Below are 24,129 nucleotides of genomic sequence, written 5' to 3' on the forward strand. Positions count from 1 at the left end.
CCCCCACACCACGACCCGGCGGGACCGGTCTTCCGCCTCGCCGACTACCTCGAACAACACGGCCGCACCACCCGCCGCCACCTGTGCCACCCGCCTCCTTCTGGCACGCCGCTCACACCCACCTCACCCGCCCCGACGACCTGGACAACCTCAGCAGGGCAGCCCGCGACACGCTCGGTGACGGCTCGCCGCACAGAGTCCTCGGCCTGCCGGGCTGCGGTTGGAAGATCGCGCCGGCGTGCCATCTCGGCGCCCACGTCCGCAGCGGCCGCGCTCGTGCTCGACCGGGCGGTGAGAGAGTCGTCAGGCTCCAGCAGGAGCGGTAGTGCTTCGGTCGAAGTGACTGGTTCGGATGCCAAGACCTGGAGCAGCGGGCGCACCGCGGCGTGCTCTCGTACGGCAGGGTGGTGCGGGTCGGGGGCCATGGCGGCGACCACGTGTGCGTCAGCGGCCACCTGGTTCAGCACCGGCACGGTGGTGGCGTTGACCTCGCCCCGCACCGCGAACTCGATGACGATCTCCTGGTGCCGTGCCAGCCATCCGGCGACCTCATCGGGAGGCAGAGGCCGGGCGCGGATGGCGTGCAGCGCTTCGGCGGCCGCCGGGTCACGGCTCCAGCCGCCGTCCGTGAGGCGCTCGTTGACGTAGAGATCGGCGCCGGTGCGGTCGGTGAGGGTGACCCGCTGTACGTCCGGGCTCGCCTCGGCTGCCGCGAGCGTTTGCGGCATCATCCGGTAGGCGCTGTCGTGAGCGGTGGGCGGCGTCCAGCGCCCGGCCTCCAGGTAGCGGTGCAGGCTGTCGAGGCGGCTGCGCTCGGCGCGCACGCCCCCGACGAGCTCGCCTCGATGGGTGGCGGCGAACTCACGGGCGGTCGCCACGGTCATCTCCGGATCCCGGAACACCCCTCCAGCAGGAGGCTGTACTCGTGGTCGCGAGCGTGCTCGATGCTCATGCGCACCCAGGCCCCGGAGGCCTGCGCGGTGGCGTTGGGGAAGAGCAGCGGATGGTTGTCGAGCAGTTCCTGATACCGCGGGTGGAAGGCGCGCAGCTCGTCACCGGTCAGCGGAACGAGCTGCCGGTCGGCGTGCCGGTGTTCGGCGGCCGCCATGGCCTGGCTCTTGCCAGCCGCGGGCTGGCCACCGAGCAGCACCAGGACCGGCTCGGGCTGGCGTGCGTAGCCGGAGAAGACGAAGTCGCGCACGTGCGCGTCGAAGCGGTCGCGCAGCTCCTTGTCGGTGAGGAAGAAGTCGCTGGCCTCAGCCACGGACGTCCTTCAGCCGGGCGAGCTCCGCCTCCCATTGCTGGGTGTGCGCTATGAGCTGGGCGCGGTCGTGAGCGGGGACCGCGCGCTTGGCGTCCCGCAGGTCCATCAGCTTCCGCCACCAGCCGTCACGCTCTGCGGGGTTCGAGGCGTTGTCGGCCAGGTGCATGTAGCAGCCGGTGAGCTGGGTGGCTGTCTCGGCGAAGCTGTCGTAGACGGACGCGGTCGGCGCATGCTCGAACCGGTCCGTGCGGTCTGACGCTGCCACAGGCGCTCCCTTTGGTTGGCGTGGATGACACGAGGGGCGGCGGCGCCCCGAAGCCGTCACCCAACCAGGCGCGTCACCGTTCATGATCAGTTTGACCGAGCGGGCGTCACGGCGTCCGGAGTTTGCGGACCCCCGCCGCGGGAGCTGGCCGGGTGGAGTGTGGGCTCAGGCGGCTTCGGTGACGTCGAGCACCGGGGCGGCCGTCGGGAGCGTCGCCTGCTTCAGCTCGGTGCGGGCCTGTACGCGCCGTTCGGTCTCGACGGTGGCCCAGAACGGGTGGGTGGCGACGCGGATGGAAAGGTCGGTGCACTTGCTGCGCAGCCGCTGGACCGACTCCTTCTGCTCAAGGGTCCAGCCGGGGCTGTCCTCGCGGCTGCCGGTGACCTCGCCGGTGTGCGGGTGCTCGGTGCCGGGCCAGCCGGGCATCGGCTCCACGCTCCACGGCAGCGTGCGTACGAGCGCGGCCAGCTCTGCGGCCGCCTGGTGCAGGCGCGTCTGGGCGACGCGCAGATCGTCGGGGAAGTCGGTTCCGGCCATAGCGGGAATCATACTCGCGTTCGATTTTTGGAGTGTTTCGACACGCTTCTGGTTCATCCAGCTGCCGGAGTGGTGCCCTGTCCGAAGCGCGGAACGTCGGCGGCCGCGGTGTCCAGCCGGAGCCGGGCGAAGCGCAGCGGGTGCCGCCAGGCGCCGCCCCGGTCGATGGAGGTGTCGGCGTCGACCTCTGCGACCAGGTCCGGCACGACCGGCGTGACGTCGAGCGCCTCGCGGCTCCCCCAGGCGGAGGTGAAGCGGGCCCCGGTCCAGGGGTGGTCCGGGCCGGCGGGGCGGAGGTGCTCGGCGACCTGCCGGGCGGCGTCCGGCCGCAACGGCACCGTCCGGCCGACCGGCCGCAGGCGGCCATCGTCGTCGTAGCGGCCCAGAACGAGCAGCTGCGGGCGGCGCAGGCTGCCGGTGATGCCCCCGATGACCGCTTCGGTGGTGTTGCGGCGCCTGACCTTGAACCAGCCGCGAGCCCCGGGCAGGTAGCGCTGCGCCAGGCCTTTGATCACCAGTCCCTCCACCCCCGGCACGTCGGTCCAGGAGGTCAGCCACTCCTGTGCGAGGGTGGGATCGGTCGTCATGGGGCACAGCGTCCACGGCGCGGTCAGGCCGTGGCCGGTGAACAGCTCCTCCAGCACCGCCCGGCGCCGCGCGTACGGCTCGGCCAGCAGCTCCTCGCCGCCGGTCTGCAGGCAGTCGAAGGCGATGTAGTGGGCGGGGAAGGCGGCGGCGAGCTGCTCGACGCTCCGGCCGCCGGCGGCCGCGCGGCGCTGCAGCGTCTCGAAGGAAAATCGGTCCTGGTGCCAGACGACGAGCTCGCCGTCGAGGACCAGGCCGGGCGGCAGGTCGTTCGCCGCGCGGACCAGATCGGGGAAGTGGCGCTGGATGAGGCTGCCGCGGCGTGACTGCAGCAGCACCGGTCCGCCCGGGCGGACCGGGGTGAACAGCAGGCAGCGGTAGCCGTCGAACTTCGCCTCAAAGGCCAGCGCGCCCGGCAGGACACCTGGGCCCGGGACGGTCTCCCTCGCCTGGGCCAGCATCGGTTCCACCGGCGGACGCAGCACCACCAGGTCCTCGCTCGTGAGGCGGGAGCCGTACCGCTCGGGGCCGGCACGGCTCCCGGCAACGAAGGGTGCAGCCCGCCCGGTCCTGTCAGCGGACGCGGCTGTGCCTCTTCCTGTCTACGGCCTAAAGACGCGCGGCGCGAGCGGCGCTGGGCGAGTCGGGAAGGCGCAGCGGTGACGAGGGTGACGTGCCGGTGCCAACCGATGAACGAGCGGCCCTCGAAGTGGTCGAGGCCGAGGGTCGTCTTCAGCTCGCGGTAGTCGTGCTCGATGCGCCACCGCAGTTTCGCGATGCGGACGAGGTCGCGGGCGGGGATGCCCGCGGGCAGGTTGGATATCCAGTACTTGAACGGCTCGTTCTCCCCTTCGGGCCATTGGGCGATGAGCCAGCTCATCGGGATCGTGCCGTCCGTGGCGGGTTTGAGCCGCCGCCCTGCGAGGCGGATCCGCAGCAGGACGAAGTGCGAGCTCATCGCGGCTTTGGAGCCCTTGCGCCAGGTCAGGGTTCGTCCCTGGCGTCGCCCGGCGGCCAGCACGTGATCACGTAAGGAGACGGGACGGGTGCGGTAACGCGGAAGGGGCCTGGGCCCGAGGCCGCCATAGGCGGGCTGGTGGGGTTCGGCGTCCTCACCGTGGGCGGTCATCTCCGCTTTGGCCTGCAGGACGTAGGCCAGGCCGCGGTCTTCCAGGCCGTGGCGGAAGTCGGCATTGGCGCCGTAGCCGGTGTCCGCGACCAGCACGGCGGGTCTCAGCCCGGTGCCGGCCAGTTCGTCGAGCATGTCCAGGGCCAGCTGCCATTTGGGGCGGTGATGCTCGCCGTCCGGGATCCGGCAGCTTGCCCGGCGGCCGGCTGCTTCCGGTGTGGCCCAGCTCCTGGGCAGGAACAGGCGCCAGGACAGCGGACACGAGGCGGTGTCGGAGGCGGCATGGACACTGACGCCGATCTGGACTGCTGGTGATCCACCCCCAGACGCCCTGCCATCGGCTGCATCCTTGCGTCGGCCGTCCAGCAGCAGCCCCCGCAGATACAGGGCGCCCTTCTCCCGCTGATCACGCCGCACCAGCGGCGCGAACACTTCCCCGCCGAACTCCTCCAACCGGGCATGACACGCTGCAAGTTCCCCAGCCCTCGTACCAACAGCGAACTACCACGCACCCACCGTGACAAGGCCCACGTAACAAAGCCCTACTAGGCGGTGTCGGGGCGGCGGAACACCTCGGTCGGTCGCCAAGGCTCCGGCGCCGGGGGGAGCTTGCTGAACGAGGGAAGAGGGACCCGGCTAGTACGAGCTGACGCGTCCTCTCCAGTCTCCTGTGCAGCGGTCGGGAAGTCCTCGGCAACGCCGACCGGAACCCATTGGTACCCGTCCCATTCCTGGATGCCGCGCGGCGCGGCCGGGTCGACGTGCGTTCCTTGCTCTGCCTGGTCGCCGAGCGGGGCGAGCCGGTGCTCTCCGCGGGCAGGGCGGCGGCGCTCGCGGCGTGCCGCCCATTGCTCCAGGGGCTCGTCGTCCATGCGGTGCTCCCTCCTCGTGGACTCGTTCAGTCTGCCGCGTCGGCAGGGTGGACGGGAACCGGCGGCTGGCGCTACAGCGTGGTCGTCCACCCGCCGCGGGACAGCGTGGTCGTGCCGTCAGGGCCGATGGTGACCCGGGCCCCGTAGACAGGGAGTTCCCCGTGCTGCAGCCACCACCACCGGATGCTGTCGAGCTCGTCGTACAGGCGGCGCGGGCCGGACTGGTACACGGTTGCGGTCTGCTCGCCGGGCCTGGTGGACGCTCGTGCCCAGGACCCGTCCTTGTGCAGCATCCACGTCATGCGGCTGCCGTCGTCGCCGGTGCCGGTGCGGTGCTCGATGCCGGGGACCTTGAGGGACAGCATCGACCACACCTCCCAGGCCTGCATGACGTCGAGGACGGGGAAGAGCGACCTGGTGACCTCCTCGCCTTCCTGGTCGACGGCCTGGGCGAACACCTCGTTCAGGCCGGGCGGGTAGTCGTCACCGGATCGGGTGGCCATGAACGAGCCGCGGTCCCACTCGACTCGCCCCAGGGCGCCGCCGTCCTCCGTCTTGTCCGCGGTCACGATCAGGCCGGTGCCCTCGATCGTGGTCACCAGGCGTCCGCCGGGTGCGAGCGCTGCCAGCCACGAGGCGGGGATGCGGGGCATCGAGACCATTGACACGATCCGGTCGAAGGTGCCCGGCAGCTCATCGGCTCCGGCGTCCGCGGTGACGACCGTCGGAACGCAGCCGATCCGGGCGAGCCGTTCAGCGGCGGCCGCGGTCAGGTACGGGTCGACGTCCAGCGTGGTCACCAGGTCGTCGCCGAGGCGCCGGCAGGCCAGGGCGGCGCTGTACCCGGAGCCGGTGGCCAGGTCCAGCAGCCGTACGCCCGGCGTGAGACGGCCGTGCCGCAGCATCGTCACGACCAGGCTCGGCAGCGTGGACGATGATGTGGGATGTCCGGTGACAGGCTGGCCGAGACCGGCGTGGTCGGCGTGCACGGGCCCGATGCGGGTCACCAGCGTGGTGTCGGAGTAGGCGGCCCTCACCCACGTCGGCTCGTCGGCCCGACCGTCCACGGCGGTCCACCCGCGCTCGCCGGGGGTGAACCAGCGCTCGACCAGCAGGTGCCGGGGCGTCTCCCGGACCGGGCCCCACCAGTCCGAGCCTGGGTGCGAGATGGTGGCCGCGAGGGCGGCCGCGTGCGGCTTCCAGTCCATCAGGTGGCTCCTTGAAGATCGTCGGCAATCGCCTCGGCGATCGGTAGGCCGGTCGCGCCTTGAATCCAGTCCCATTGGCCACACGGGTTGACCTCGAGGAACGTCCATTCCCCGTCGGGGCCCACGATGAAGTCTGCCGCGCCGTAGCGCAGATGCAGCCGATCCATCAGGCGCCGCATCCCGGTGGCCACCTGCTCGGGTACCTCGGTGATGGTGTAGGTCAGGGCCGCGTAGTCGCTGCGCCAGTCGTCATGAGCGGCTTCGCTGCCGGCGTGGATGGCGGCAGCGAACATGCGCTCGCCCACGACCGTGAGACGGACCTCGTGCTCCTTGCTGACCCAGGCCTGGAACAGGTGCGCGGTGGTGTCGATGCCCCGCAGGTCGTCCAGGTCCTCGGGGCTCAGGCGTTGGGTGTATACGGATTTGAGCTGGTCGTCCTCGATGAGGACCGGCGAAGCGACGGGCTTGCAGATGATCGACCAGCCGGACTCAGCGGCGAAGGCTCGCACGTCCTCGGCCCGGTTCGTGATCAGCGTGGGCGGGATGGTCAACCCGCAGGCGCGGGCGGCCGCGAGCTGCACGGGCTTGTACTCGGCGCGCGCCATGGCGGTCGGGTGGTTCACCCAGCGGCAGTCCAGCGCGGACAGGACCCCGCCGAGGCCGGCACGGGCCTGGGCGGCGGCGAACCTCTCCTCCGGGCCGGACATCCCCTGGGGGAAGCGGAACGCCCCGGGGGCGCGGTAGTAGACCGCGCCGACCCGGGACAGCTCCACCGTCCGGTGCTCGGTGGTGAGGACGCCCGTCCACGCCTGCTCCTGGTCGATCCTTCCGGCCAGGGTGAGCCGCTGCGGGAAGTTGGCGGTGTCCATGCGGAACACCTCGACGCCGCGGCGATCCAGCTCGACGACGACCCGGTCCGTGGGCCAGTCGTCGGCTGCGGCGATGATCAGGACGGGCGCGGTCATCAGTCCTTCGGCCCCTCGTCCAGCGGCGGCGGGTTGGTCGTCGAGCCGTCTGGGACGGTCGGCGTGTGGGTATTCGCCATGCACGTCAGCAGGCCGCCGTCGTCCGAGATGTTCACCTGGCGGCCGTGGTCGTAGGCGTGTGCCGAGATGCGGGCGGCGCCGGTGGAGTCGGGGACGCGGGCGAAGCGCAGTGCCCACGGCCTGGTGTGCGGGGCCGACGGGGGCTCCACGCTGTGCGGGGTGGGGCCTCCGGGCGGGGTGAGGGGGAACGCTTCGCGAGGCAATGCAGTCGTCACGATCTCTCCAGTTGGTTGCGGAACAGGATGGTGCTGGGTGGAGCGGGCTCGCTGCAGAGGTGGAGCTGGGGGTGGCTCCGCGGGCCCGCCCCGTCGCCGGCCACGTGTCCTTCGGTAGGCAGGCCGGCGAGTTCGTGGGCCCGGCGCGGGGCGGTGACTTCGCCGTGGGGGGACACGGATTCGGCCGTAACTTCCCGCGCCGGGGGTCTTGCCCTGCCCGATGGCCCGGCCATGCTGCGCTCCGGGGCACCGGGCAGGAGTCATCAGGGGATGGCCGCGGCGAAGGCGACCACGGTGGTGCGGCGTAGTTCGCGCACGGCCTGGCGGGCGACGACGAACGGCAGGTCGGGGGAGTCGTAGCGGACGAGGACGTCCGGGGCGGGCTCGCCCGGCTCACCGGGGCGGGGGTAGAGCGTTCCCAGTACGCCGATCAGCTCGGCCTCACGCACGCGGAACTTCACATGGCCGTCGCCCAGCCGCGGGCACAGGCCCGGCGCCGACTCCGCGCAGGCCTCGCACATGGGCGGGATCGCGGTGTGCACGCCTTCCCAGCTCTCCGGCGGGGCGTCGTCGAGGAGCGGGAGGACCCACAGCATCCCGTGCTGGTCCCGAGCGGCCGGTGCCTTGCAGCCGGCGCAGCGGAGATGCTCCATCGCGTCCCTCTGCCGTTCGGGGTGCAGCTCGGCGGCGTACTCGGGCTTGCCCGTGGCCTTGCCGCCGCACAGCGTCCACAGGACGCCGTCGACGTCGCGGGCGACGGCGTCCTGCACGGGGTCGAGGTAGGAGACGCCGGCCGCGGTGACGGCGACGGGACCGGGCGCCGTGTCCTCGCCCTCGTACGGCGTCACGTACGGCGCTACCGGTCTGTCCACGGTGTTCCCCTAATAGTCGGCGGCGGGAAGGCGAGAAAGGCGTTGTGGCGGTGCAGCCAGCGCAGGTACGCCTCGTACGCCTCGCCAGTGCTGGGCCTGGCACGGCGGGCTCAGCGGTGCCCGGGGAAGGGGGATCCCGGCTGGAGGCCGGTTCCGCAGCGCGATGCGTCAGCGCTGCGGAACCGGCGGTTCGTCCCGGCCCAGGCCGAGAAGCTCGCCGAGCGCGTCGTAGGGGGTCAGCTGCGGCTGGATCGCGTTCAGCGCGTCGTGCAGCAGTCCGGGCCCTACGCGTACGTCCGCGCGGAACGGCCGTAGCCAGTACGGGCCGGGCGGGCGATCATGGTGTACCGGAGGGAAGGGGATCTTCATCGGGGCGCTGAGGCAAGCCGCGTACCGGCTGTACCAAATCCGGATCGTGCCGGGCGGGACGAGCCAGTACAGCCAAGGCCGCCCGTCCTCGGCGATGACCGGGCCGCAGCCACCGGGCTGCACGGTGTCCATGAGCTGAAGCAGCCGCTCGCCGACATCGCCGGCCGCCGTGATCACCACGTCGTAGTAGCGGCCGAGAGGCCTTATCACCGGGCTGTCGGCCACCTGCTGATACTTGCGCACCAGCTTCGCGAGCTCGGCCCACTCCTGCTGCGGGGCCTTCGTCATTGGGGTCACGCCTGTTCCTGCGCTCCCGGCCGCGCAACGGTGCGCCAGTTGCTCGGGACGTGCGCCAGAAAGCCGCCGAAGGCGCGAAAGAAGGTCAGGGCTTCCACGTACTCCTCGCTGTTGGAGCTGACCTGCTCGGGTGCCACGGTGAGGATGCCCTGGGCGTAGCCGCCGACCACGAGCGCGACGGCGCGCGTCCAGGACGGGCGGTCGGCGAGGTCGCGGGGTCCGCAGGTGTCCCACAGCGGAGTGGGGTGAACTCGCCATCCCTGTGCTCTGGCGTATTTCTCCAGCAGGTCCAGCGTGGACGCAGGCCGGTACCCGCTCGTCATCGCGTATCGAACGACCTTGAACGCGCCCTCCGGCTCGATCGCGGCCTCTTGGACTTCGCGGCGCAGGCTCTCCAGCCGGCGGGCCCCCGCCTCCACAGGTCGCCGGGTGCTGCCGATCAGCATGGAGTGGGCGTGCGCCGTCAACTCGCCAGATCCTGCGCGGACGACTGACGCCACTGGCGTTGCGCAGACCTCGCGCAGACCCGTGTTCGCAGGCATAGATGGACCTCCAGTGTGTGCGGTGGCGGGCCCGCCGGTAAACGGCATGACGGACCCGCCGTCACGGGGGAGTGACAACCGCTGCGAGGTGAACGTCGCCCGGAGCGGCATGGGTAGAGCAAACCGCTGCACGGGAGCGTCGGACAGGCAATTTGTGCGGGTACTTCGAAGCGTGGAACCGGCAATTTTTACCTTCGATGGGTCACACCATGCCGTTGGCGTCGCTACCGTGGGTGTATGACAGCCAACGTCCATCTGGCGTCGTACATGGAGAAGGCGGGGCTGAAGCAGTCCGAGCTAGCTGATCGCCTGAACGCCAGGATCGGGGAGTTAACCGGCACCCAGGGCAAGCTCCAGGACCGCCATGTACGCAACTGGCTCACCGGAAAAACCCGCTGGCCGCAGAAGAGACAGCGGCTCGCTCTCGAAGCAGAATTCGGAGTCAGCGCCGAGGAACTGGGGTTCGCCCCGCGTGCTCCCCAGAAGGGAGCCACCCCCGATACCTCTTCCTCGCCGCTCGTACCTGCAACACATGAGCCACCGGAGGACCCCGTGAGGCGACGAACCTTCACCACATCAGCCGCCTCGATAGGGGTCGCGGCCCTGCTACCGGCCGCGCCAGCGAGCGCACGGCCTCGGGTCGGCATGGCCGACGTTGACCGGCTGGAGCAGGAGTTCGCCAAGCTGGTCGCGAAGGACAACGCCGACGGCGGGACCGTGAAGCTGGAGACGCGAGCCCTCGCCTTCGCCCACCACGCCATGGAGAGGCAAGCCGTCGGTACGGCCACTCAGCGCGTACGGTCCCGCCTCTACCAGCTCGCGGCAGCATTCACCGGAACCGCCCTGTGGGCCGCAGTCGATGCCCATCAGTCAGAGCGCGCCCAGCGTCATCTCGAGCGCGCCCTGCACCTCGCACGGCTTTCCGGCAATCCTGAGGTAGAGCTCAGGCTGTGGGGACATGCAGCCCTCTTGGCGTCACAGAGGCGAAGCATGCACGAGGCCGTGGCAGCCGCTGAGAGGGCGCGCAGCTCCTCAGCCTGCCGTCGCGACGCCCTTTACCGCTCCCTGGCCGCCGCCCGGCTCGCCGGCGTCACAGCACAGGCAGGAGACAGCAAGGTAGCGTTGCGAGCACTGGACAATGCGCGCCTCGCCTTCGATCGTGCTGACCCTGCCGCCGCCCGCCCGGCGTGGATCGGCTTCTATGACGCCGCTGAACTCGAAGGATTGTCCGCGCTCGTGATGGCCCGCATCGGTCGGCATGGCGAGGCCGAAGCCCATCTGCACCGCACGCTCTTCGCGCTGCGCCCTGATTACCAGCGCAACCGCACGTACTACACCGTCATCCTCGCGCTCTCGCAGCTTCGTCAGGGTGAAGCCGAGCAGGCATGCGCGACCGCCCTGACAGCCCTCTCCGAACAACCGAGTGATTCACTGGGTGGGCGCACTGGACGGCTGATCGCCCAGTTCGACCGGGAGGTGGCAGCTGCCGCCCCGGCAGCACAGTTCGTACACGAATGGACGGCCCGCTACACCCAGCGAGAGGGACAGCACCTGTGACGGTCGATATTAGCCAAGCCACCGCAGACCTTCTCCCGGCGATCCGGCAGGACATCCTCGACATCCACGACGAGGTACGGCACCGCGACTTCGGCCTCACCGGCGACTTCTACACGGTGGAGCGGTTCGACGAACGCCTCACGATGTACGCTGCGCGGCCAGGGTGGACAGCCGTGATCGGCTACGAGAACAACGAGCCAGTCGGATTCTGCTTTGGCGTACCGCTCGGTCCCGACACCAAGTGGTGGACCACCATGAAGGACCCCTTGCCGGTCGACTTCACCAACGAAGACGGCAAGCGCACCGTCGCCCTCAACGAGATCGTGGTCCGCAAGCCCTGGCGCGGCAGCGGTGTTGCCTGGCAGCTACATGAAGCCTGGCTCTCACAGCGGGAGGAGGAGCGCGTCACCCTGCTCGTCAATCCAGCGGCGGGTGATGGCGCGGTTCAAGCTGTGTACGAGGCCTGGGGTTACCGGAAGATCGGCGAGCAGCAGCCGTTCCCCGACTCGCCTGTCTTCGCGGTCATGATGCGCGTCGTTCGTACGGCGTGACTCAGCGGACCTGGGACACGGTTACCACCGCATGGCGGGTGGTACCGCTCAGGACCTGCACCTCGAAGTCCGCCGCCGTGGTGGTGGTGAAGGTATCGCCGGCGTTCGTCCGGCCGCGCGGCCCGGGCCCGGCCGGGATCAGGTGGACGGCCGCGGCGGCGGACAGCGGGGCGGTGAGGCGCTGCGAGAGCGCGGTGCGGCCGTCCGGCAGCCGTACGGCGAGCGCCCGCGGCCGGGCGGAGGCGCCGGTGTAGCCGACCACCGCCGCGTCGACGGTCTCGGAATGCCTCGCCTTCTGCCAGATCCTGGATCCGCCCTGGTAGGCCGAGCGGCCCGGCTTCGCGACGACGCCCTCGATGCCCTGGTCCTGGAGGTGCTCGAACCACACCAGGGCGGTGTCGTAGTCGTCGGTCGCGGGCACGGGCTGGATTGGCGGCGGGATGTCGGCGAGCAGGTCGAGCAGCAGCGCGCGGCGCTCGACGTACGGCCGCGGCCGCACGTCCCCGAGCGTGGGGTGCTGAAGCAGGTCCTACACCGCGTACGACGCCGGCAGCTCACCGGCGAGCGCGCGGGCCCGGGTGAGCGTGGAGGCGGCCCGGGACTGCACGGCATGGAAGTCCAGACGGCCCTCCCGCCAGATCACCGCCTCGCCGTCCAGCACCGTCAGCGGCGGCAGGGCCATGCCGGCCACCGCGAGGTCCATCCAGCCGGTGACGTCCCGGCCCGAGCGGGACTGGAGCCGGACCGTCTCCGCGTCGCGGAACAGCACCGCCCGGTGGCCATCGAACTTCGGCTCGTACCACCAGCCGCGGCCGCGCGGCAGCCTGACCACGGACTGGGCCAGGGCCACGGACACCGGACGCTCCACACACCCAGCATCCGCCGCCGGGCCGGACCGGGCACGCGGAGAAACCGCCCTACAGACCGCATGCCCTGCGGGACCAACGTCCTACGGTGCCCGGCCGCCATCCGGACCGCCGCCGATGGGGCCGGCCGGGGGTGGTCGACGGCCCAGGCCCACCGGTGCAGCACCGCGGACGGCGTCGCATAGGCCCGCGGCGCCGGGTCGGGGCGGGTCAGCCCGTGGGAAGCGAAGACCCCGGCAGCACCGCCGTAGGTCTCGAAGCGGGCGGGGTCCTCGCTGCGCATGCCGGCGAAAACGTAAGCCCGGCCCGGCTCGACGAGCGGCGCCCCCCGGGTCGGGGATGACGCGGCCGCTGGTGAGGGTGGCGTTGGTGTTCACCGTGACGGTGCCGCGCGCGTCACCCTTGAAGGCCCGGTCCACCTTCACCAGCCACTGCTGCTCCAGGTCCCCGGCCGCGTCGGTGACCTTCTGCCCGAGCCGGCGCACCACGGTGCCGTGGAAGATGTGCGGGGCGGCGTCGGCGACGTATTCGTCCCGGGACAGGTCCACCGCGTTCAGGTGCTCGGAGACGCGCAGGCCCGCGCCGTCCTCGACCCGGACGTCGGCACGGTCGACGGCGCGTGATCGCGCTCTGCATGTGCGGCGCCCTTTGGGGTGCGAGCCTACCGCGCGGTGCGCAGTGCACCTCTCGGCCCCCGGGGGAAGCGCACCAGCGGTGGCGCACTCCCTCGGGACGTCGCCGTCGACTATCCACTCCCGCGGAAAACGGGCCTATGTGGGAGGCTAGATCAGGCCGGCCGACGCGCTGTCCTCCCAGCCGTCATCGATCTGCATGTAGCCGACCCTCGAGCGGGAGTGGCGGGCCCAGCCACCCTGGTCGGCGAATGGCGATGGCGCTGGCGCCGCGGCCGCGACGCCAGCGAGCCGCGCGGCAGCCTGACCACGGATCGGGTCAACCCCACGGACACCGGACGCTCCATACACCCAGCACCCGCCGCCCGGGGGCCCGATCAGGGTGTGTCGCGGGCCTCTGCGACGACCGCGTGTGCCGGGCCGCCGTACAGCGGCACCGCGGCGAGGGGATCGCGCGTGCCGGCGCCGTGGCGGCGGTCGTAGACGGTGTCCGACGCGCTGCTGTGCAACGGCGGGAGAGTGACCAGTGTTCGAGTTGCAGGCGTGCCTTCAGCAACACCTCGGTGGCCGCCACGAGGTGGACCGTGACGCCCCCTTCCGACGATGCAGCCAGCCCAGTGCCCGTGCGGGTCGTGCTGCCCGACGACCCGGCGCTCGGGTGGATCGCCCTGCCGTCGCTCGGCTGGCGGGTGTCCGTCAAACGGGGCAGAGCATCGACGGCAAGCGGCAGCGGGTGGCCGACCGCCTGGAGGAGATGGAGGCGGACGCCGCGCACCGCAGCGAACTGAGGGCGGTTGCAGACCCGGTGAGTGACCTGTCGAGCCTGCGATTCGTACGCGTGCAGACCCGGTGAGCACTGTCTGAGTACGAAAACGGGTGCCGCACTGTCAGTAGCAGTGACTACGGTGCCCGCACGGACGATATCCATCCGCATGGACAGTCACGCGATTGGAGGGGGTGTGGGAAAGAAGAAGCAGCAGGAGCAGGACGCGTACGGGCAAGCGGCAGGCGCAATCGGCGGCTTGGCCATCGTGTTCGGGGTGCTCGCTGCGATCAAAGACAGGCTCGGCTTGTCCTGGCCCGCGACGGTGCTACTCACCGTCGGGGTGCTGGTCGCGCTCGGTTATCTGGCCTGGCGGATCCGTACGGCCGTCAGACGCCTGATGGCAGGGGAGGCGCGGCCTGCGGCGGTCTTGCAGCAGGAGGCGTCCGAGGCCGCCCTGGAGGAGGCCGACGCAGCTCCGGCACATCCGGAGCTCACCGCGGCGCTCGCCACGGCCGGCGCCATAGGCAGAGACCAGGTAATCCGGGCCGATGAGGTCAAGGTCACCGACGTGCAGACGGGCACGCTGTATGACTTCCTGGTACCCATTGGCCGCACGTATGAAGACGTCGAAAAGCGGCTCGGGACTGTGGCGGGAAATCTCGGCGTGACTCGACTGCATACCAAGTTGGAGCGCAGTCGCGACACCGAACGCCGGGTGCGGCTTCTGAAACTGCATGAGCCGCCTTTCACTCGCCCGTTTCCCGTGCCGACCCGGCAGGAAATCGAGGCTTTCCGGGGTGTCCCGCTGGGGCACGATGTCACCGGAAAACTGGTCGGGTTGGAGACATTCGACCGGGCGTCCCTGCTGGTCGCGGGCATGACCCAGATGGGTAAGACGACCCTCATCAACGGGGTCATTACCTGCCTGTTGATCGCCTACGGTGATTTCGAGCTGTACTTGCTCGACGGGAAGTTCTGTGGATTGACCCGGTTTTCGAAGGTTGCGACTCGCTACGAGTCGTCCGACGATCCGGCAGTCTTTGAAGACATTCTCGATGAGCTGAACGCTCGTTCCGACAGCCGCTATGCGCGAATGAAAGAAGCCATCGAAAACCGGCGGCGCCCACCCGCCTTCAAGCCGGTGATTTTCATCGTGGACGAGGCGGCTGACTTCTTTGCCCATGACGAGTCCAAAGAGGGAAGGGAGCAGGCTCGGCGCATCGCTGGCAAGGCGCGATCCCTGGTCTCAAAATCCCTGGAGTCGAGCATTTCCACAGTGCTGATGACGCAGCGTCCCTCGGACAATGCCATTCCCGTGATCGTCCGGGATCAGTTCATGTATCGGGCGTGCCTCTATGTGGCATCGTCGGGCACCGCAAAAGTCGCGCTCGGTGATACGTATTTCGATACGGTCGCCCCGATCAACCCGGCATTGCTCGACCCGAACATCAAGGGTCAGGCTGTTCTCTTCGCTCATGGCAGCTCCACTCTCGTCCGGGGATTCGACTTCAAGGACGAGTTCATTTGGAGCGTGGTCGATGAGGTACAGGCCCGGCAGCAGGAAGTAATCCAATCGGCACCCGTGTCACCGCTCATTCAGGCAATCGAACTGATGCAGAGCAAGGGTATCGATTTCATGCTCACGGCCGACCTGGCCCCCGCCCTCGGCATTGCGGAAGACGATGCGACGGAGCGAGGGAAAAAGCTCGCCAAGCTGCTCGGTGTGCAAGCGGACCGGACAGCCCAGGGGCGCGGCTACAAGCTCACCGAGCTGCTGACAGCCGCCCGGAGGGCGGCGTGACCGACCGACATGGGGACCGTCCGCCCAACGTCATCGGACCGTCATACGGCCCCGCTCATGACGGTGCCCGCCAGTCCCCATGGCGGTCCCATGACGGTCCCATGTCGGTCCGCCATGACGGTTCTGACCAGCAGAAATCTCCATACAGCCAGGAAGGGGGGAGGAAGCGCGTTGCGTGCCTCTACAGCCGTCACGTTAGGCGTGGGAGCCACCGCGGCCGTGGTCGTGGCCGCTCTGCTCCAGGCCGCCGGCTCCGACCCGGTAGTCGGGGCGGCGCTCAGTACGTCCGTACCCGCCGAATACCGGGACCTCATCGAGGAGGCAGGCAACACCTGCCCGGAGATCAGCCCGAATCTGCTCGCCGCACTTCTCACGCAGGAATCCCAGTTCAACCCGAAAGCACAATCGCCGGTCGGCGCACAGGGAATTGCTCAGTTCATGCCGTCCACGTGGGAAGCGCACGGGATCGACGGTAATGGAGACGGTAAGCGCGACGTGTGGGACCCCGAGGACGCCATTCCCTCATCGGGGAAGTACCTGTGCACCCTTGCCGAGGAAGTAAAAGGCGTTCCCGGCAACAAGCAACACAACATGCTCGCCGCCTACAACGCAGGCGCCGGTGTGGTCCGCCAGTACGGAGGAGTCCCGCCCTACAAAGAGACGCAAGAATACGTCCAGGCGATAAGCGCTGCCGCCGACCAGCCTGCCGGGGGCGGAGGATCATCCACCACTGGAGAGGCCGCCACCGCCATCAACGCGGCGAAATCAATGCTCGGCACCCCGTATTCCTGGGGCGGAGGAAACGCGAACGGCCCGAGTAAGGGCATCTGCTGCTCCCCGAATGGGCGCTCGGGCACAGCAATCACGGGATTTGACTGCTCCGGGCTCGTGCTCTACGCCTACGCGAAAGCCGGTATCTCCCTGCCGCGTACGGCGGCGCAGCAATACGCCGCATCGGAGCCCGTCAAACCCGGAAAAGTCCGCCCCGGGGATCTGGTGTTCTACGGCACCAGCGCATTCACCACGTCGGCATCTACGTCGGTAATGGCTGGATGATCGACGCTCCCCGCCCCGGTACGCAGGTCCGGTATTCCCCCATGGACACCATGGGGGACCTGTACGCAGTCGCACGACCCACCCAGAAAAAGGAGATCTAACCATGCCCAAGCTGAACATCCTCGCCGCCGGACAGGACCTTTCCACCGGATTCAAAGACTTTTTCGACACCATCGGTCTCACCGGCGGCGGTCTGGTCACCAAGGGAATCGCAGCCGTGATCGCCGTGATCGCCGTCAAAATGCTGCTTCAGCTCTCCAACGACCCCAAGACCGCGCTGCGCAAAGGATCCATGGCGATCGGCACGCTTTTCGTCGCCGTCGTCCTGGCGCTCTACGGCGACACGCTCTTCTCGACCGTGACCGCACCGACCGCCACACCCAAGGGGTGATGTCACATGCCGGACAAGGACCCGTGTGACGACATCGAGGGACCGGCCGGCGCGTACTGCGACAGCGACGGCAGCGGCCCGCCCGATGGGGGCGGTCCGCCCGAGCCCGACGGGGGTATCGGTCTGACCGACGGTGCCTCAGACCACGTGCGGGACCTGGCCGAGTACCTGATCAAGAAGATCAACCATCTGCTTGCCCCGGACAAGGTATGGGCACCGGAAGAGGCCGAGAGCGCGCTGTACGCGCCGTTCTTGTGGCTGGGGCAGCACCTAGCCGTCAGCATCCTCGTGTGCGTGGTTGTCGTGTGCGCCCTGACCGCATGGCAGGGCGCACCGCGCATGCGGCAGATGGGCGCCTCCACCGGCTGGACGCTCGCGGCAGTGGCCGGCATGGCGTCCGTGCCCGGAGCCGTGACGATGCTGAACAAGGCCGTGTCTGCCGCATTCAAGGCTGCGTTCAACAGCAGCGAGACCACCCTGTTCACCAAGATCCGTGACGATCTAGAGAACGGGGCAGACGCCGGTAGCCCCTTGGCGCTGCTGATCATCATCTCCGCACTCGTGGTGGCTCTCGCGTTCGCGCTGGTGGTGTTCATGACGCGACAACTCGGCATTCTCATGTTCGTGTGCATGGCGCCTCTGGTGCTGGCGTCGCTGGCGCGCGGGGGCGACATGACGGCCGTGAAGCGGTGGGCGATGCGGTTGCTGGGGTTGATGTTTGCCCCGTTCGCACTGCTCCTGATCTCGCCGTTCGTGGACCGGTTCGGGGGCTCACTGGTCGTGGACGCCGTCCTCCTCGTCGCCGCGGATGCCCTGATGCTGCGGATGATCTTCCACGGGGTCCCCTACTTCGGGCCTCGGGTGGCGGGCGCTCTCCGGACGGTGGTGGAGCGCAACACCACACATCCGCTGGCACATGCAGTCGTGCGTGCCGGTGCACCGGACGTCTACGAGCGCGAGAACAGCCCGCGCGTGCCGCGCACGGTGGACACCCCGGCCCGCGCCGCGCACCAGGACCGCGGAGTCCTGCTCGGCGCCTATGGCATCCGGCAGACGGAGCGGCCAGCACGGCTCACCACCCCGTCCGCTGTGGCAAAGGCGCGACGGGAGGAAAGCGACCGCGCGGACCGCACCGCTCAGGTCAGCCAGGCGCGCCGGCAGGTGCGGACTGCCGTCCAGCCACGGCCGCCCGCGCCGCGTGGGCAGGCGGCCGGCCCGCCGCCGCAGGCCCCGGCCACACCCCGGCCGGCAGCTCCCGACCGGCCGACCAACCACTAACCCGCCGCCGCCCGTGGCCCCGGACCGCTTGACCTCCCCCCGACCACGGCGGTGAGGACGAACGCCGGGGCCACGGGCTATCGGCCACAGACCCAACGGAGGCTTCCCGTGTACTCCCTGACACCCGGCTACCGCGTCCCTGCCGTGCAGCGCAGCCTGAGCCCCGTCGAGACGACGCTGACAAAGATCAATGCCGGGATCGGGGGCGCCATGCTGATGTCGACGCTGATCACCCCGCCCCCTGCGTGGACGTTCGGCGCGGTGGGCGCCGCCGCGGCGCTGCTCAACGTCGCGCCCGGACCGCGCTCCCTCGCCCGCTGGGCGGCGGTCGGCTACCGGCGCCTGCGGGAGCGCACCGCGCCCGGCGCCATGGTCGAGCGTCCGGGAGCGACCGCGACATGGACCCTCTACCCGCAGCACGGCACTATGCAAGACCCCCAGCGCAGGGGAGCGTTCCACGAGGCGTTCGCCCGCGCGCTCACCTTCACGGGCGGGCAGGCCCGCACCGCCGGAATCCAGGTCCACGTCACCCACTACGCCGCCGCCATGGGCGACTACACCGCTCACACGCAGACGATCTCCGTGCACGTCCCCAAGGGACTGGCGGGGCATCCTGACCGAATCCTCGCCACTCTGGAGGGGGAGTTCGCCAGGCTCGGCGCGCTGACGCCGGTGGAGCCGGAGCCGCTGCCCGCCGTGACGGAACGCGGCCCCGGATGGGTGGCCCTGGATGACGGCCGCTACGCCGCCACGGCGCGGATCACCGCATGGCCGGACGAGACCGATGGTGACCTGATGGGCCGACTCCTGCTGAGCGACGGAGCCGACCAGCCCGCCGGCACCGACCGGTCGCTCGCAGTCCTGTACCGGCCGCTGCCGGCGGCACAGTCCCGCAGGTCCGCGAAGTGGCAGTCCGCTGCCGCGGAGGCCTTCACCACGGACAAGATCAAGGCCGATGCGCTCCAGATCGCCGGCGGCACCACGCACGGCGCACTGGTGCAGGGCGCCACGCTCGTCGACCTCGATGCCTATCTGACGTTGTGGGGCGAGAGCCCCGGGGCGGTCACCGACGCCCGCTGGCAGACCTCGCTTACCGCCGACCGGCACCGCATCCACCTGGACTGGCTCACCGGCCAGCAGCACCGCGCCCACGTGATGACCACCCCGCACGGCGCCTCCACCCGGAAAGGGGCGATCCTGTGATCCGCCTGCCCTCCACCCATGCCGCGATCACCGTGCCGCTGGTCGCCTCCAGCACCCGGTTTCCCGGCATCCCGATCGGGCGGTCGATGCTCGATGGGCGCCCGTTTCACCTGTCCCCGGTTCTGGCCGATGCCACGGTGCTGCCGTCCACCAACGCGCTCGCGCTCGGTGGTCTCGGCTCCGGCAAGAGCAGCACAGCAAAGGCCCGGATCTACCGGGAGATCCGCGAGTACAAGCACCAGGCCGTCGTCATCGACTCCTTTGGCGAGGACGGGGCCAGTGGTGAGTGGAGGCCCGTCGTCCAGGCACTCGGCGGCAAGGTCATCCACGCTGGCACCTTCGCCCTGAATCCGGTCAGCGAGCTGCTCCCGCGCGCCGTGCGGGAGCAGCTGGTCCGATCGCTGATCCTGGCGGTCGAGCCCGACGCACTCAGCACGCAGGCCGGGCACGCGCTCCAGCACGCCCTGAACCACCCGAAAGCCACCGCGCTCAGCGGTCTGGTTGACGCGCTGGTCAGCCCCGATGACGGCAGGTGGCCCGCCGCGCGGCTCGCGGAGTGGGGCGAGGGCGCAGCTATCGCCCTGTCCCGCTACACCGAGGGGTCCCTGACCGGTCTCTTCGACGGGCCGGACGCGGCGCTGCCCGAGACGGACCTGCCGATCCTCTCCTTTGACTTCACCGGCCTTGACCGCAACAGCCCCGCGATCCCGTCATTGATGGCTGCGGTGACGTGCTGGGCAGAGCACGTGTGGCTGCCCCAGTCCACCGCCGTCCACCGGCATCTGGTGCTGGAGGAGGCGTGGCAGATCCTGCTGTCCCCGGCCACCGCCGAACTGATCCAGCGGCAGCTCAAGAATTCCCGCAAGGCGGCACTGTCCCTGGACGTGATCATGCACACGCTGTCCGATCTCGGCGCCGGCAGGGCGCAGGACCTGGCGCGGCTGTGCGAGATCGCGCACGTGGGGCGACTGGGCCCGGAGGAGGCCGCGAGGGCGGGCGCGCTGCTGGGCCTGCCGCACTGGGCGGTGGACGCGATCCCGACCCTTGGCCCGGGGCAGGCAGTGTGGAAGGTCGGCCCCGACTACGTCGACCTCGTCCAGACGGTGCTCAGCGAGGAGGAAGTCAGGCTGACCGACACCTCCACCCGGCGCCGCGCAGCACAGCAGGGTGCTGCCCAGAGCGCAGCCGTCGAGGAGGAAGCGGTGCCGGAGCCGGATTCTCCCGAGGACGACAACTGGAAAGACGAGGATGACGAGCCGCTGGCACCGGTCGAGTCGGCTCCCCAGATCGATGATGGGGCCGACTGGGACTGGGAGATGCCACCCAACGTCATCGACACCCGCCACCAGGACGTCATCCGGGCCGCCATGGAAGGCCGGTGCAGCGAGGCCGCTCAACTCGCCGCGCTCGGTGAACGGGAGGACATCACCGCCCACGGCATCGCTTCGGATGAGGCAGTCTCGTGGTTGGTGACCCGTGCCCGGGTGGCGGAGCTGTGCGGAAGCCCCGACGCGGCGGTGCGGCTGCGCGCTACCGTCGCCCGCATGGGCAAGGACGTTGAGTGGTTCGAGAAGGACCCGAGCACCGCACAGGACCAGGAGTGGTATCGGGGGGCCCAATCGGAGCCGCCCGCGCCGGTTGCTGCCGTCACGCCGCCCGCGCCGTCACCCCGACGCCGTGGCTGGCCGTACGTCGCCGCAGTCGCTGCCCTGGCCGTCACGGCGGGGGGTGTGTGGCAGAACGCCTCAGACGCAGAGCGCCGCCAGGATCGCAAGGGAGAGGCCGCCGCCTACAAGGGGAAGTCGGAAGCGGAACTCACCATCGACGGCGTCAGTGCAGATGTGGAGGCGCGATGGAGCAGAGATGGGAAGCGTGTCGTTTTGGAAGTATGGGCACCTTCTGATCAGAACGCCAGGTACCTGCGGGTCGAGGCATCCGACAAGAGCGCCAGCAAGGTCTCTGAAGACGGAGCATTCCCCCGGCCCCCTGAGATCGAACTGCCGGTGACAGACCCGTTGGCGGACGTGACGGTCCATGTGTCGGTGGGTGGGAAGACCTGGCAGGAGGGTTCCCGGGCACCGTCCCGGACGGTGCGCCTGTCGCCGACCGGTACCGCGTACGACGCTGAAAGCGGCGAGAAGCTCCCTAGCGATCTGTGAGGCAAGGAGATAGCCATGCGAACCGAGGACCAGGATCACGCGGCCGTCATCGATGCCAGCGCGCGGGCGGAGGCCGCCGTGGAGGACGTGCGTCACCGCTTCCACGCCGCGCCCCTCGGCGCGAAGTCGGCGGGACTGCATCCGCCCGGCGAGCGCCTGGATGGCGACGGTCTTCGCCTGGGGCGTGTCGGTGATCCTGCCGTCCTCGGTCAGCAGCGCCTCGCCGATCCGCTGCTGCGCGATCCGCTCCTGAGGTCCCAGTGGCGGGAGCGGCGCGCCGTCCGCCCCGCCCGGCCCAACGTGCGGGCGGGTGAGGCTGTCCAGTCCCGTCTCCGATGCATGCCGGTAACGGGCCACCAGCCAACTTTCCAAAAGAAATTCTGCAAAATTACTTCTGTGGAATGTCTGGGCCGCTCTACCCTCCCGTCATGGTCAGCGAAGAGCAGAAACGCGTACTCGATCCCGAGCGGGATGCAGCAGCCCTGAAGGCCCTCACGCACCCTCTGCGCATCCGGCTGCTCGGGATGCTGCGGCAGGACGGCCCGGCCACCGCGAGTGAACTCGCGGTCAGGACCGGGGAGTCATCCGCTTCCACCAGCTATCACCTGCGGGTTCTGGCGAAGTATGCGTTCGTCACCGAGGCCGAGCACCGTGACGGGCGGGAGCGCCGCTGGCAGGCGGTACACTCCGTGACCTCCTGGAGCCGCAAGGCAATGGAAACCACAGCGGGCAGCCGCGCCTACGTCAGCCTGTCGCGCAGGGTCCAGATCGAGCACCTGGAGGCATCTCTCGCCCGGCACGAGGCCGACATCGCCGACGGGCGGCTGGGCCAGGAATGGGTGGAGCCCTCCGGAATCAACGACCTGATGCCTCGCCTGACACCGGAGTCGCTCACCGAACTCTGGGAGGTGCTCGACCGGAAGCTGGAGGAACTGACCACCCGCGATGCACAAGATCCGCGCGCCGCGCAGGTCGTACTCCTCACCGCCGGATTGCCCCTGGCACCGCGCGACCAAGGCGTTGAGGAGGATACCTCAGCCCCTGCGGGGACAGATGCCGAGGACGCGTCATGACCGGGCCGCTGGACATACGCACCGCACGCCGCCGCTACATCACGGTCTGCGTTCTGTTCTGGCTGCCACTGGGACTGAGCATCGCTCCCCTGATCCTGCTGTTCACCGAGCGCGGCATGCCCATGGCGGCCGTCGCGGGCTTCTTCGCCGCGCACTCCCTCACCGCCGCCGCACTGGAACTGCCCACCGGAGGACTGTCCGACGTCCTCGGTCGCCGCACTGTTCTGGCCTCCGCCGGCCTGCTGAACCTGGCCGCCCTAACCCTCGTGGGCCTGGGCACTGCTCCCTGGCTGCTCGGCCTCGGTATGGCCCTGATGGGCGCGGGCCGTGCCCTGTCCAGTGGGCCGGCCGAAGCCTGGTACGTCGACACCGTCCAGGCGCACTCCGGCCCCGACGCCGAACTGCGTACCGGGCTGGCCCGTGGCGGATCCGCGACATCCGCCGCGCTCGCCACCGGCACCCTGCTCGGCGGTGCCCTTCCCTGGCTGCTCGGACTCGGCCCTTCCCTTGGCGCCCGGCTGAGCGAAGCGACATCCGAGCTGGTGCTGCCCCTTTCCGTCCCGATGCTGCTGGGCGCAGCGGTCGAGGTCTTCTTCGTGCTGTACGTCGTAACTGCTCTGCGGGAGCCGCCCCGGCCGGCAGCCACCCTGCCCGACGTACTCCGCGGCATCCCGGCCACCGTCATGGGTGGACTGCGGCTGGGAGGCCGCGACGGGCTGGTCCGCCGGGTGCTCCTCAGCGCTGGGGCCGCCGGCGGCGCCTTGGCCGCGATCGAACTGCTCACGCCGGGCCGTGCCGCGGCCCTCATGGGCGCATCGGAGTCGGGGGCGGTGCTTTTTGCAGCGCTCGCCTGCGCCGGATTCGTCTGCGCGGGTATCGGCAGTCACCTCGCACCGCTGACCGCTCGGCTTGCGGGCAGTAGCGAGCGCGCGGTCATGGTCAGCCTCGGCGCGAGCGCGAGCGGCCTGCTTCTACTCGGCGCCACTGCGGCGTTCGCAGGAGTGGGCTCCATGGTCATCGCGGCCGTCGGCTACGGCCTGGTCTACCTCGGGCTTGGCGCGGCTGGGCCGAGCGAAAACGACCTCTTGCATCGCCGGGTCGCAAGTTCGGGCCGGGCCACCGCGCTGTCCGTCCAGTCTCTCGCCCTGCAACTGGTGGCAGCTCCCACCGGCTTGATCATTGGTGTCCTTCCGTCAGGCCCGATGCCCTGGCTGCTGGGAGGCGCCGTGCTGCTGGCAGGAGCTCTCCTGTGGATTCAACGCAGCGGGACCACACCCCGGACTCCGGCGGCAACGCCTCAGCCGCACATCGCGTCGTCCTCCGCGACGAGCACCGCTGGCTCCGACCCCCATCAGCAACATGCCGACCAGTAGCGCCGAGGCCAACCCGAAGACCGTACAAACGTACGGGTGACCGCAAAGGCGCCGAGCGGTTCGCGCACACACGGTCCGTTCGCGCGGCGCTCATCTATCGATCGTTATCGGACACCACCGCTCGCACCATCAGCCTGCCCCCGCCAGTGGGCGAGGTAGTCCCGGGTGATCACGGTGTCGGGGTGGTCGGGGCCCAGCACCCGCAGCCGGTCGGCCAGCAGT

24 protein-coding genes and 3 pseudogenes are annotated in these 24,129 nt (G+C 69.9%); 13 read left to right on the top strand and 14 right to left on the bottom strand.

All coding sequences use genetic code 11. The annotated features are described in order from the left end of the window. Positions 1-44 precede the first annotated feature (44 nt). The 12 genes and pseudogenes from IH00_RS43080 to IH00_RS0134930 form a co-directional block, all read right to left on the bottom strand. A pseudogene (locus tag IH00_RS43080) lies at positions 45-1,264 on the bottom strand (zeta toxin family protein). Then, entirely contained in the window at positions 1,257-1,529 is a 273-nt protein-coding gene (locus tag IH00_RS0134875; RefSeq protein ID WP_031080313.1) for a hypothetical protein, read from the bottom strand. The pseudogene IH00_RS43080 and the gene IH00_RS0134875 overlap by 8 nt, the downstream one beginning before the upstream one ends. 165 nt (positions 1,530-1,694) lie before the next feature. Next, positions 1,695-2,066: a hypothetical protein gene (locus IH00_RS0134880; protein ID WP_039947743.1), complete on the bottom strand. Its 372-nt coding sequence runs from the start codon at positions 2,064-2,066 to the stop codon at positions 1,695-1,697. Between the two features lie 53 nt (positions 2,067-2,119). Next, positions 2,120-3,136: an ATP-dependent DNA ligase gene (locus IH00_RS0134885; RefSeq protein ID WP_324615816.1), complete on the bottom strand. Its 1,017-nt coding sequence runs from the start codon at positions 3,134-3,136 to the stop codon at positions 2,120-2,122. A gap of 140 nt (positions 3,137-3,276) precedes the next feature. Then, a pseudogene (locus IH00_RS41220) lies at positions 3,277-4,233 on the bottom strand (IS701 family transposase); the annotation flags it as partial. Positions 4,234-4,325: 92 nt separating this feature from the next. Next, complete coding sequence (locus IH00_RS39225; RefSeq protein ID WP_052411879.1) at positions 4,326-4,652, bottom strand: DUF6087 family protein; 327 nt, start codon at positions 4,650-4,652, stop codon at positions 4,326-4,328. Positions 4,653-4,723: 71 nt separating this feature from the next. Then, positions 4,724-5,860 carry a methyltransferase domain-containing protein gene (locus IH00_RS0134905; protein ID WP_031080324.1) on the bottom strand — a complete coding sequence of 379 codons (1,137 nt, stop codon included), beginning with the start codon at positions 5,858-5,860 and terminating at the stop codon, positions 4,724-4,726. Further along, positions 5,860-6,825, bottom strand: a complete 966-nt coding sequence (gene tgmB / locus IH00_RS0134910; protein ID WP_031080326.1) for an ATP-grasp ribosomal peptide maturase — start codon at positions 6,823-6,825, stop codon at positions 5,860-5,862. Before tgmB ends, IH00_RS0134905 begins: the two co-directional genes overlap by 1 nt. Then, positions 6,825-7,121, bottom strand: coding sequence for a putative ATP-grasp-modified RiPP (gene tgmA / locus IH00_RS0134915; RefSeq protein ID WP_031080328.1), 297 nt, complete (start codon positions 7,119-7,121; stop codon positions 6,825-6,827). Before tgmA ends, tgmB begins: the two co-directional genes overlap by 1 nt. 263 nt (positions 7,122-7,384) lie before the next feature. After that, positions 7,385-7,993 (bottom strand): hypothetical protein, encoded by a 609-nt coding sequence (locus tag IH00_RS0134920; protein WP_158828122.1) that lies wholly within the window; start codon positions 7,991-7,993, stop codon positions 7,385-7,387. Positions 7,994-8,161: 168 nt separating this feature from the next. Next, on the bottom strand, positions 8,162-8,650 hold the full coding sequence (locus tag IH00_RS0134925; RefSeq protein WP_052411881.1) for a hypothetical protein: 489 nt from the start codon (positions 8,648-8,650) through the stop codon (positions 8,162-8,164). 5 nt (positions 8,651-8,655) lie between these two features. After that, positions 8,656-9,105 carry a hypothetical protein gene (locus IH00_RS0134930; protein ID WP_158828126.1) on the bottom strand — a complete coding sequence of 150 codons (450 nt, stop codon included), beginning with the start codon at positions 9,103-9,105 and terminating at the stop codon, positions 8,656-8,658. A gap of 333 nt (positions 9,106-9,438) precedes the next feature. Here IH00_RS0134930 and IH00_RS0134935 point away from each other — a divergent pair, with 333 nt between their 5' ends. After that, positions 9,439-10,758: an NsdA family TPR-like regulatory protein gene (locus IH00_RS0134935; RefSeq protein ID WP_031080336.1), complete on the top strand. Its 1,320-nt coding sequence runs from the start codon at positions 9,439-9,441 to the stop codon at positions 10,756-10,758. Continuing rightward, a complete protein-coding gene (locus IH00_RS0134940; protein ID WP_031080338.1) occupies positions 10,755-11,309 on the top strand; it encodes a GNAT family N-acetyltransferase in 555 nt (184 codons plus the stop codon). Before IH00_RS0134935 ends, IH00_RS0134940 begins: the two co-directional genes overlap by 4 nt. A 1-nt stretch (position 11,310) precedes the next feature. Here IH00_RS0134940 and IH00_RS38245 read toward each other — a convergent pair. Continuing rightward, positions 11,311-12,177: pseudogene (locus IH00_RS38245) on the bottom strand (DNA ligase). Between the two features lie 492 nt (positions 12,178-12,669). Here IH00_RS38245 and IH00_RS45160 point away from each other — a divergent pair. Further along, on the top strand, positions 12,670-12,798 hold the full coding sequence (locus IH00_RS45160; RefSeq protein WP_267882629.1) for a hypothetical protein: 129 nt from the start codon (positions 12,670-12,672) through the stop codon (positions 12,796-12,798). 386 nt (positions 12,799-13,184) lie between these two features. Here the strand turns inward: IH00_RS45160 and IH00_RS45165 are convergent, their stop codons facing one another. After that, the gene (locus IH00_RS45165; protein WP_267882630.1) at positions 13,185-13,316 is read right to left on the bottom strand and encodes a hypothetical protein; all 132 of its coding nucleotides are present in this window, start codon (positions 13,314-13,316) and stop codon (positions 13,185-13,187) included. A gap of 450 nt (positions 13,317-13,766) precedes the next feature. Here IH00_RS45165 and IH00_RS0134965 point away from each other — a divergent pair, with 450 nt between their 5' ends. From IH00_RS0134965 to IH00_RS0135000, 10 genes are all read left to right on the top strand, one after another. Then, complete coding sequence (locus IH00_RS0134965; protein WP_158828128.1) at positions 13,767-15,374, top strand: FtsK/SpoIIIE domain-containing protein; 1,608 nt, start codon at positions 13,767-13,769, stop codon at positions 15,372-15,374. Between the two features lie 225 nt (positions 15,375-15,599). After that, a complete protein-coding gene (locus IH00_RS41230) occupies positions 15,600-16,430 on the top strand; it encodes a C40 family peptidase (RefSeq protein WP_234335084.1) in 831 nt (276 codons plus the stop codon). Next, a complete protein-coding gene (locus IH00_RS45170; protein ID WP_324615817.1) occupies positions 16,391-16,531 on the top strand; it encodes an NlpC/P60 family protein in 141 nt (46 codons plus the stop codon). The genes IH00_RS41230 and IH00_RS45170 overlap by 40 nt, the downstream gene beginning before the upstream one ends. A gap of 2 nt (positions 16,532-16,533) precedes the next feature. Beyond that, entirely contained in the window at positions 16,534-16,821 is a 288-nt protein-coding gene (locus IH00_RS0134970; RefSeq protein ID WP_031080344.1) for a hypothetical protein, read from the top strand. 6 nt (positions 16,822-16,827) lie between these two features. Beyond that, positions 16,828-18,099: a hypothetical protein gene (locus IH00_RS0134975; RefSeq protein ID WP_031080346.1), complete on the top strand. Its 1,272-nt coding sequence runs from the start codon at positions 16,828-16,830 to the stop codon at positions 18,097-18,099. Positions 18,100-18,207: 108 nt separating this feature from the next. Further along, a complete protein-coding gene (locus tag IH00_RS0134980; RefSeq protein ID WP_031080348.1) occupies positions 18,208-19,302 on the top strand; it encodes a hypothetical protein in 1,095 nt (364 codons plus the stop codon). Beyond that, entirely contained in the window at positions 19,299-21,461 is a 2,163-nt protein-coding gene (locus tag IH00_RS0134985; RefSeq protein WP_031080350.1) for a hypothetical protein, read from the top strand. Before IH00_RS0134980 ends, IH00_RS0134985 begins: the two co-directional genes overlap by 4 nt. 15 nt (positions 21,462-21,476) lie before the next feature. Next, positions 21,477-21,947: a hypothetical protein gene (locus IH00_RS43085; RefSeq protein ID WP_158828130.1), complete on the top strand. Its 471-nt coding sequence runs from the start codon at positions 21,477-21,479 to the stop codon at positions 21,945-21,947. Next, the gene (locus IH00_RS0134995; protein WP_031080352.1) at positions 21,890-22,534 is read left to right on the top strand and encodes an ArsR/SmtB family transcription factor; all 645 of its coding nucleotides are present in this window, start codon (positions 21,890-21,892) and stop codon (positions 22,532-22,534) included. Before IH00_RS43085 ends, IH00_RS0134995 begins: the two co-directional genes overlap by 58 nt. Further along, the gene (locus IH00_RS0135000) at positions 22,531-23,907 is read left to right on the top strand and encodes an MFS transporter (protein WP_052411883.1); all 1,377 of its coding nucleotides are present in this window, start codon (positions 22,531-22,533) and stop codon (positions 23,905-23,907) included. Before IH00_RS0134995 ends, IH00_RS0135000 begins: the two co-directional genes overlap by 4 nt. Positions 23,908-24,129: the final 222 nt, after the last annotated feature.

Source organism: Streptomyces sp. NRRL S-118 (assembly GCF_000716335.1).
Taxonomy (GTDB): domain Bacteria; phylum Actinomycetota; class Actinomycetes; order Streptomycetales; family Streptomycetaceae; genus Streptomyces.

Excerpts from the sequence above, each read along its gene's own strand:
- IH00_RS0134880 (WP_039947743.1), bottom strand. The coding sequence starts at position 2,066 with ATGGCCGGAACCGACTTCCCCGACGATCTGCGCGTCGCCCAGACGCGC.
- IH00_RS39225 (WP_052411879.1), bottom strand. The coding sequence starts at position 4,652 with ATGGACGACGAGCCCCTGGAGCAATGGGCGGCACGCCGCGAGCGCCGC.
- IH00_RS0134905 (WP_031080324.1), bottom strand. The coding sequence starts at position 5,860 with ATGGACTGGAAGCCGCACGCGGCCGCCCTCGCGGCCACCATCTCGCAC.
- tgmB (WP_031080326.1), bottom strand. The coding sequence starts at position 6,825 with ATGACCGCGCCCGTCCTGATCATCGCCGCAGCCGACGACTGGCCCACG.
- IH00_RS0134925 (WP_052411881.1), bottom strand. The coding sequence starts at position 8,650 with ATGACGAAGGCCCCGCAGCAGGAGTGGGCCGAGCTCGCGAAGCTGGTG.
- IH00_RS0134930 (WP_158828126.1), bottom strand. The coding sequence starts at position 9,105 with ATGCTGATCGGCAGCACCCGGCGACCTGTGGAGGCGGGGGCCCGCCGG.
- IH00_RS0134935 (WP_031080336.1), top strand. The coding sequence starts at position 9,439 with ATGACAGCCAACGTCCATCTGGCGTCGTACATGGAGAAGGCGGGGCTG.
- IH00_RS0134970 (WP_031080344.1), top strand. The coding sequence starts at position 16,534 with ATGCCCAAGCTGAACATCCTCGCCGCCGGACAGGACCTTTCCACCGGA.
- IH00_RS0134975 (WP_031080346.1), top strand. The coding sequence starts at position 16,828 with ATGCCGGACAAGGACCCGTGTGACGACATCGAGGGACCGGCCGGCGCG.
- IH00_RS43085 (WP_158828130.1), top strand. The coding sequence starts at position 21,477 with ATGCGAACCGAGGACCAGGATCACGCGGCCGTCATCGATGCCAGCGCG.
- IH00_RS0134995 (WP_031080352.1), top strand. The coding sequence starts at position 21,890 with ATGGTCAGCGAAGAGCAGAAACGCGTACTCGATCCCGAGCGGGATGCA.
- IH00_RS0135000 (WP_052411883.1), top strand. The coding sequence starts at position 22,531 with ATGACCGGGCCGCTGGACATACGCACCGCACGCCGCCGCTACATCACG.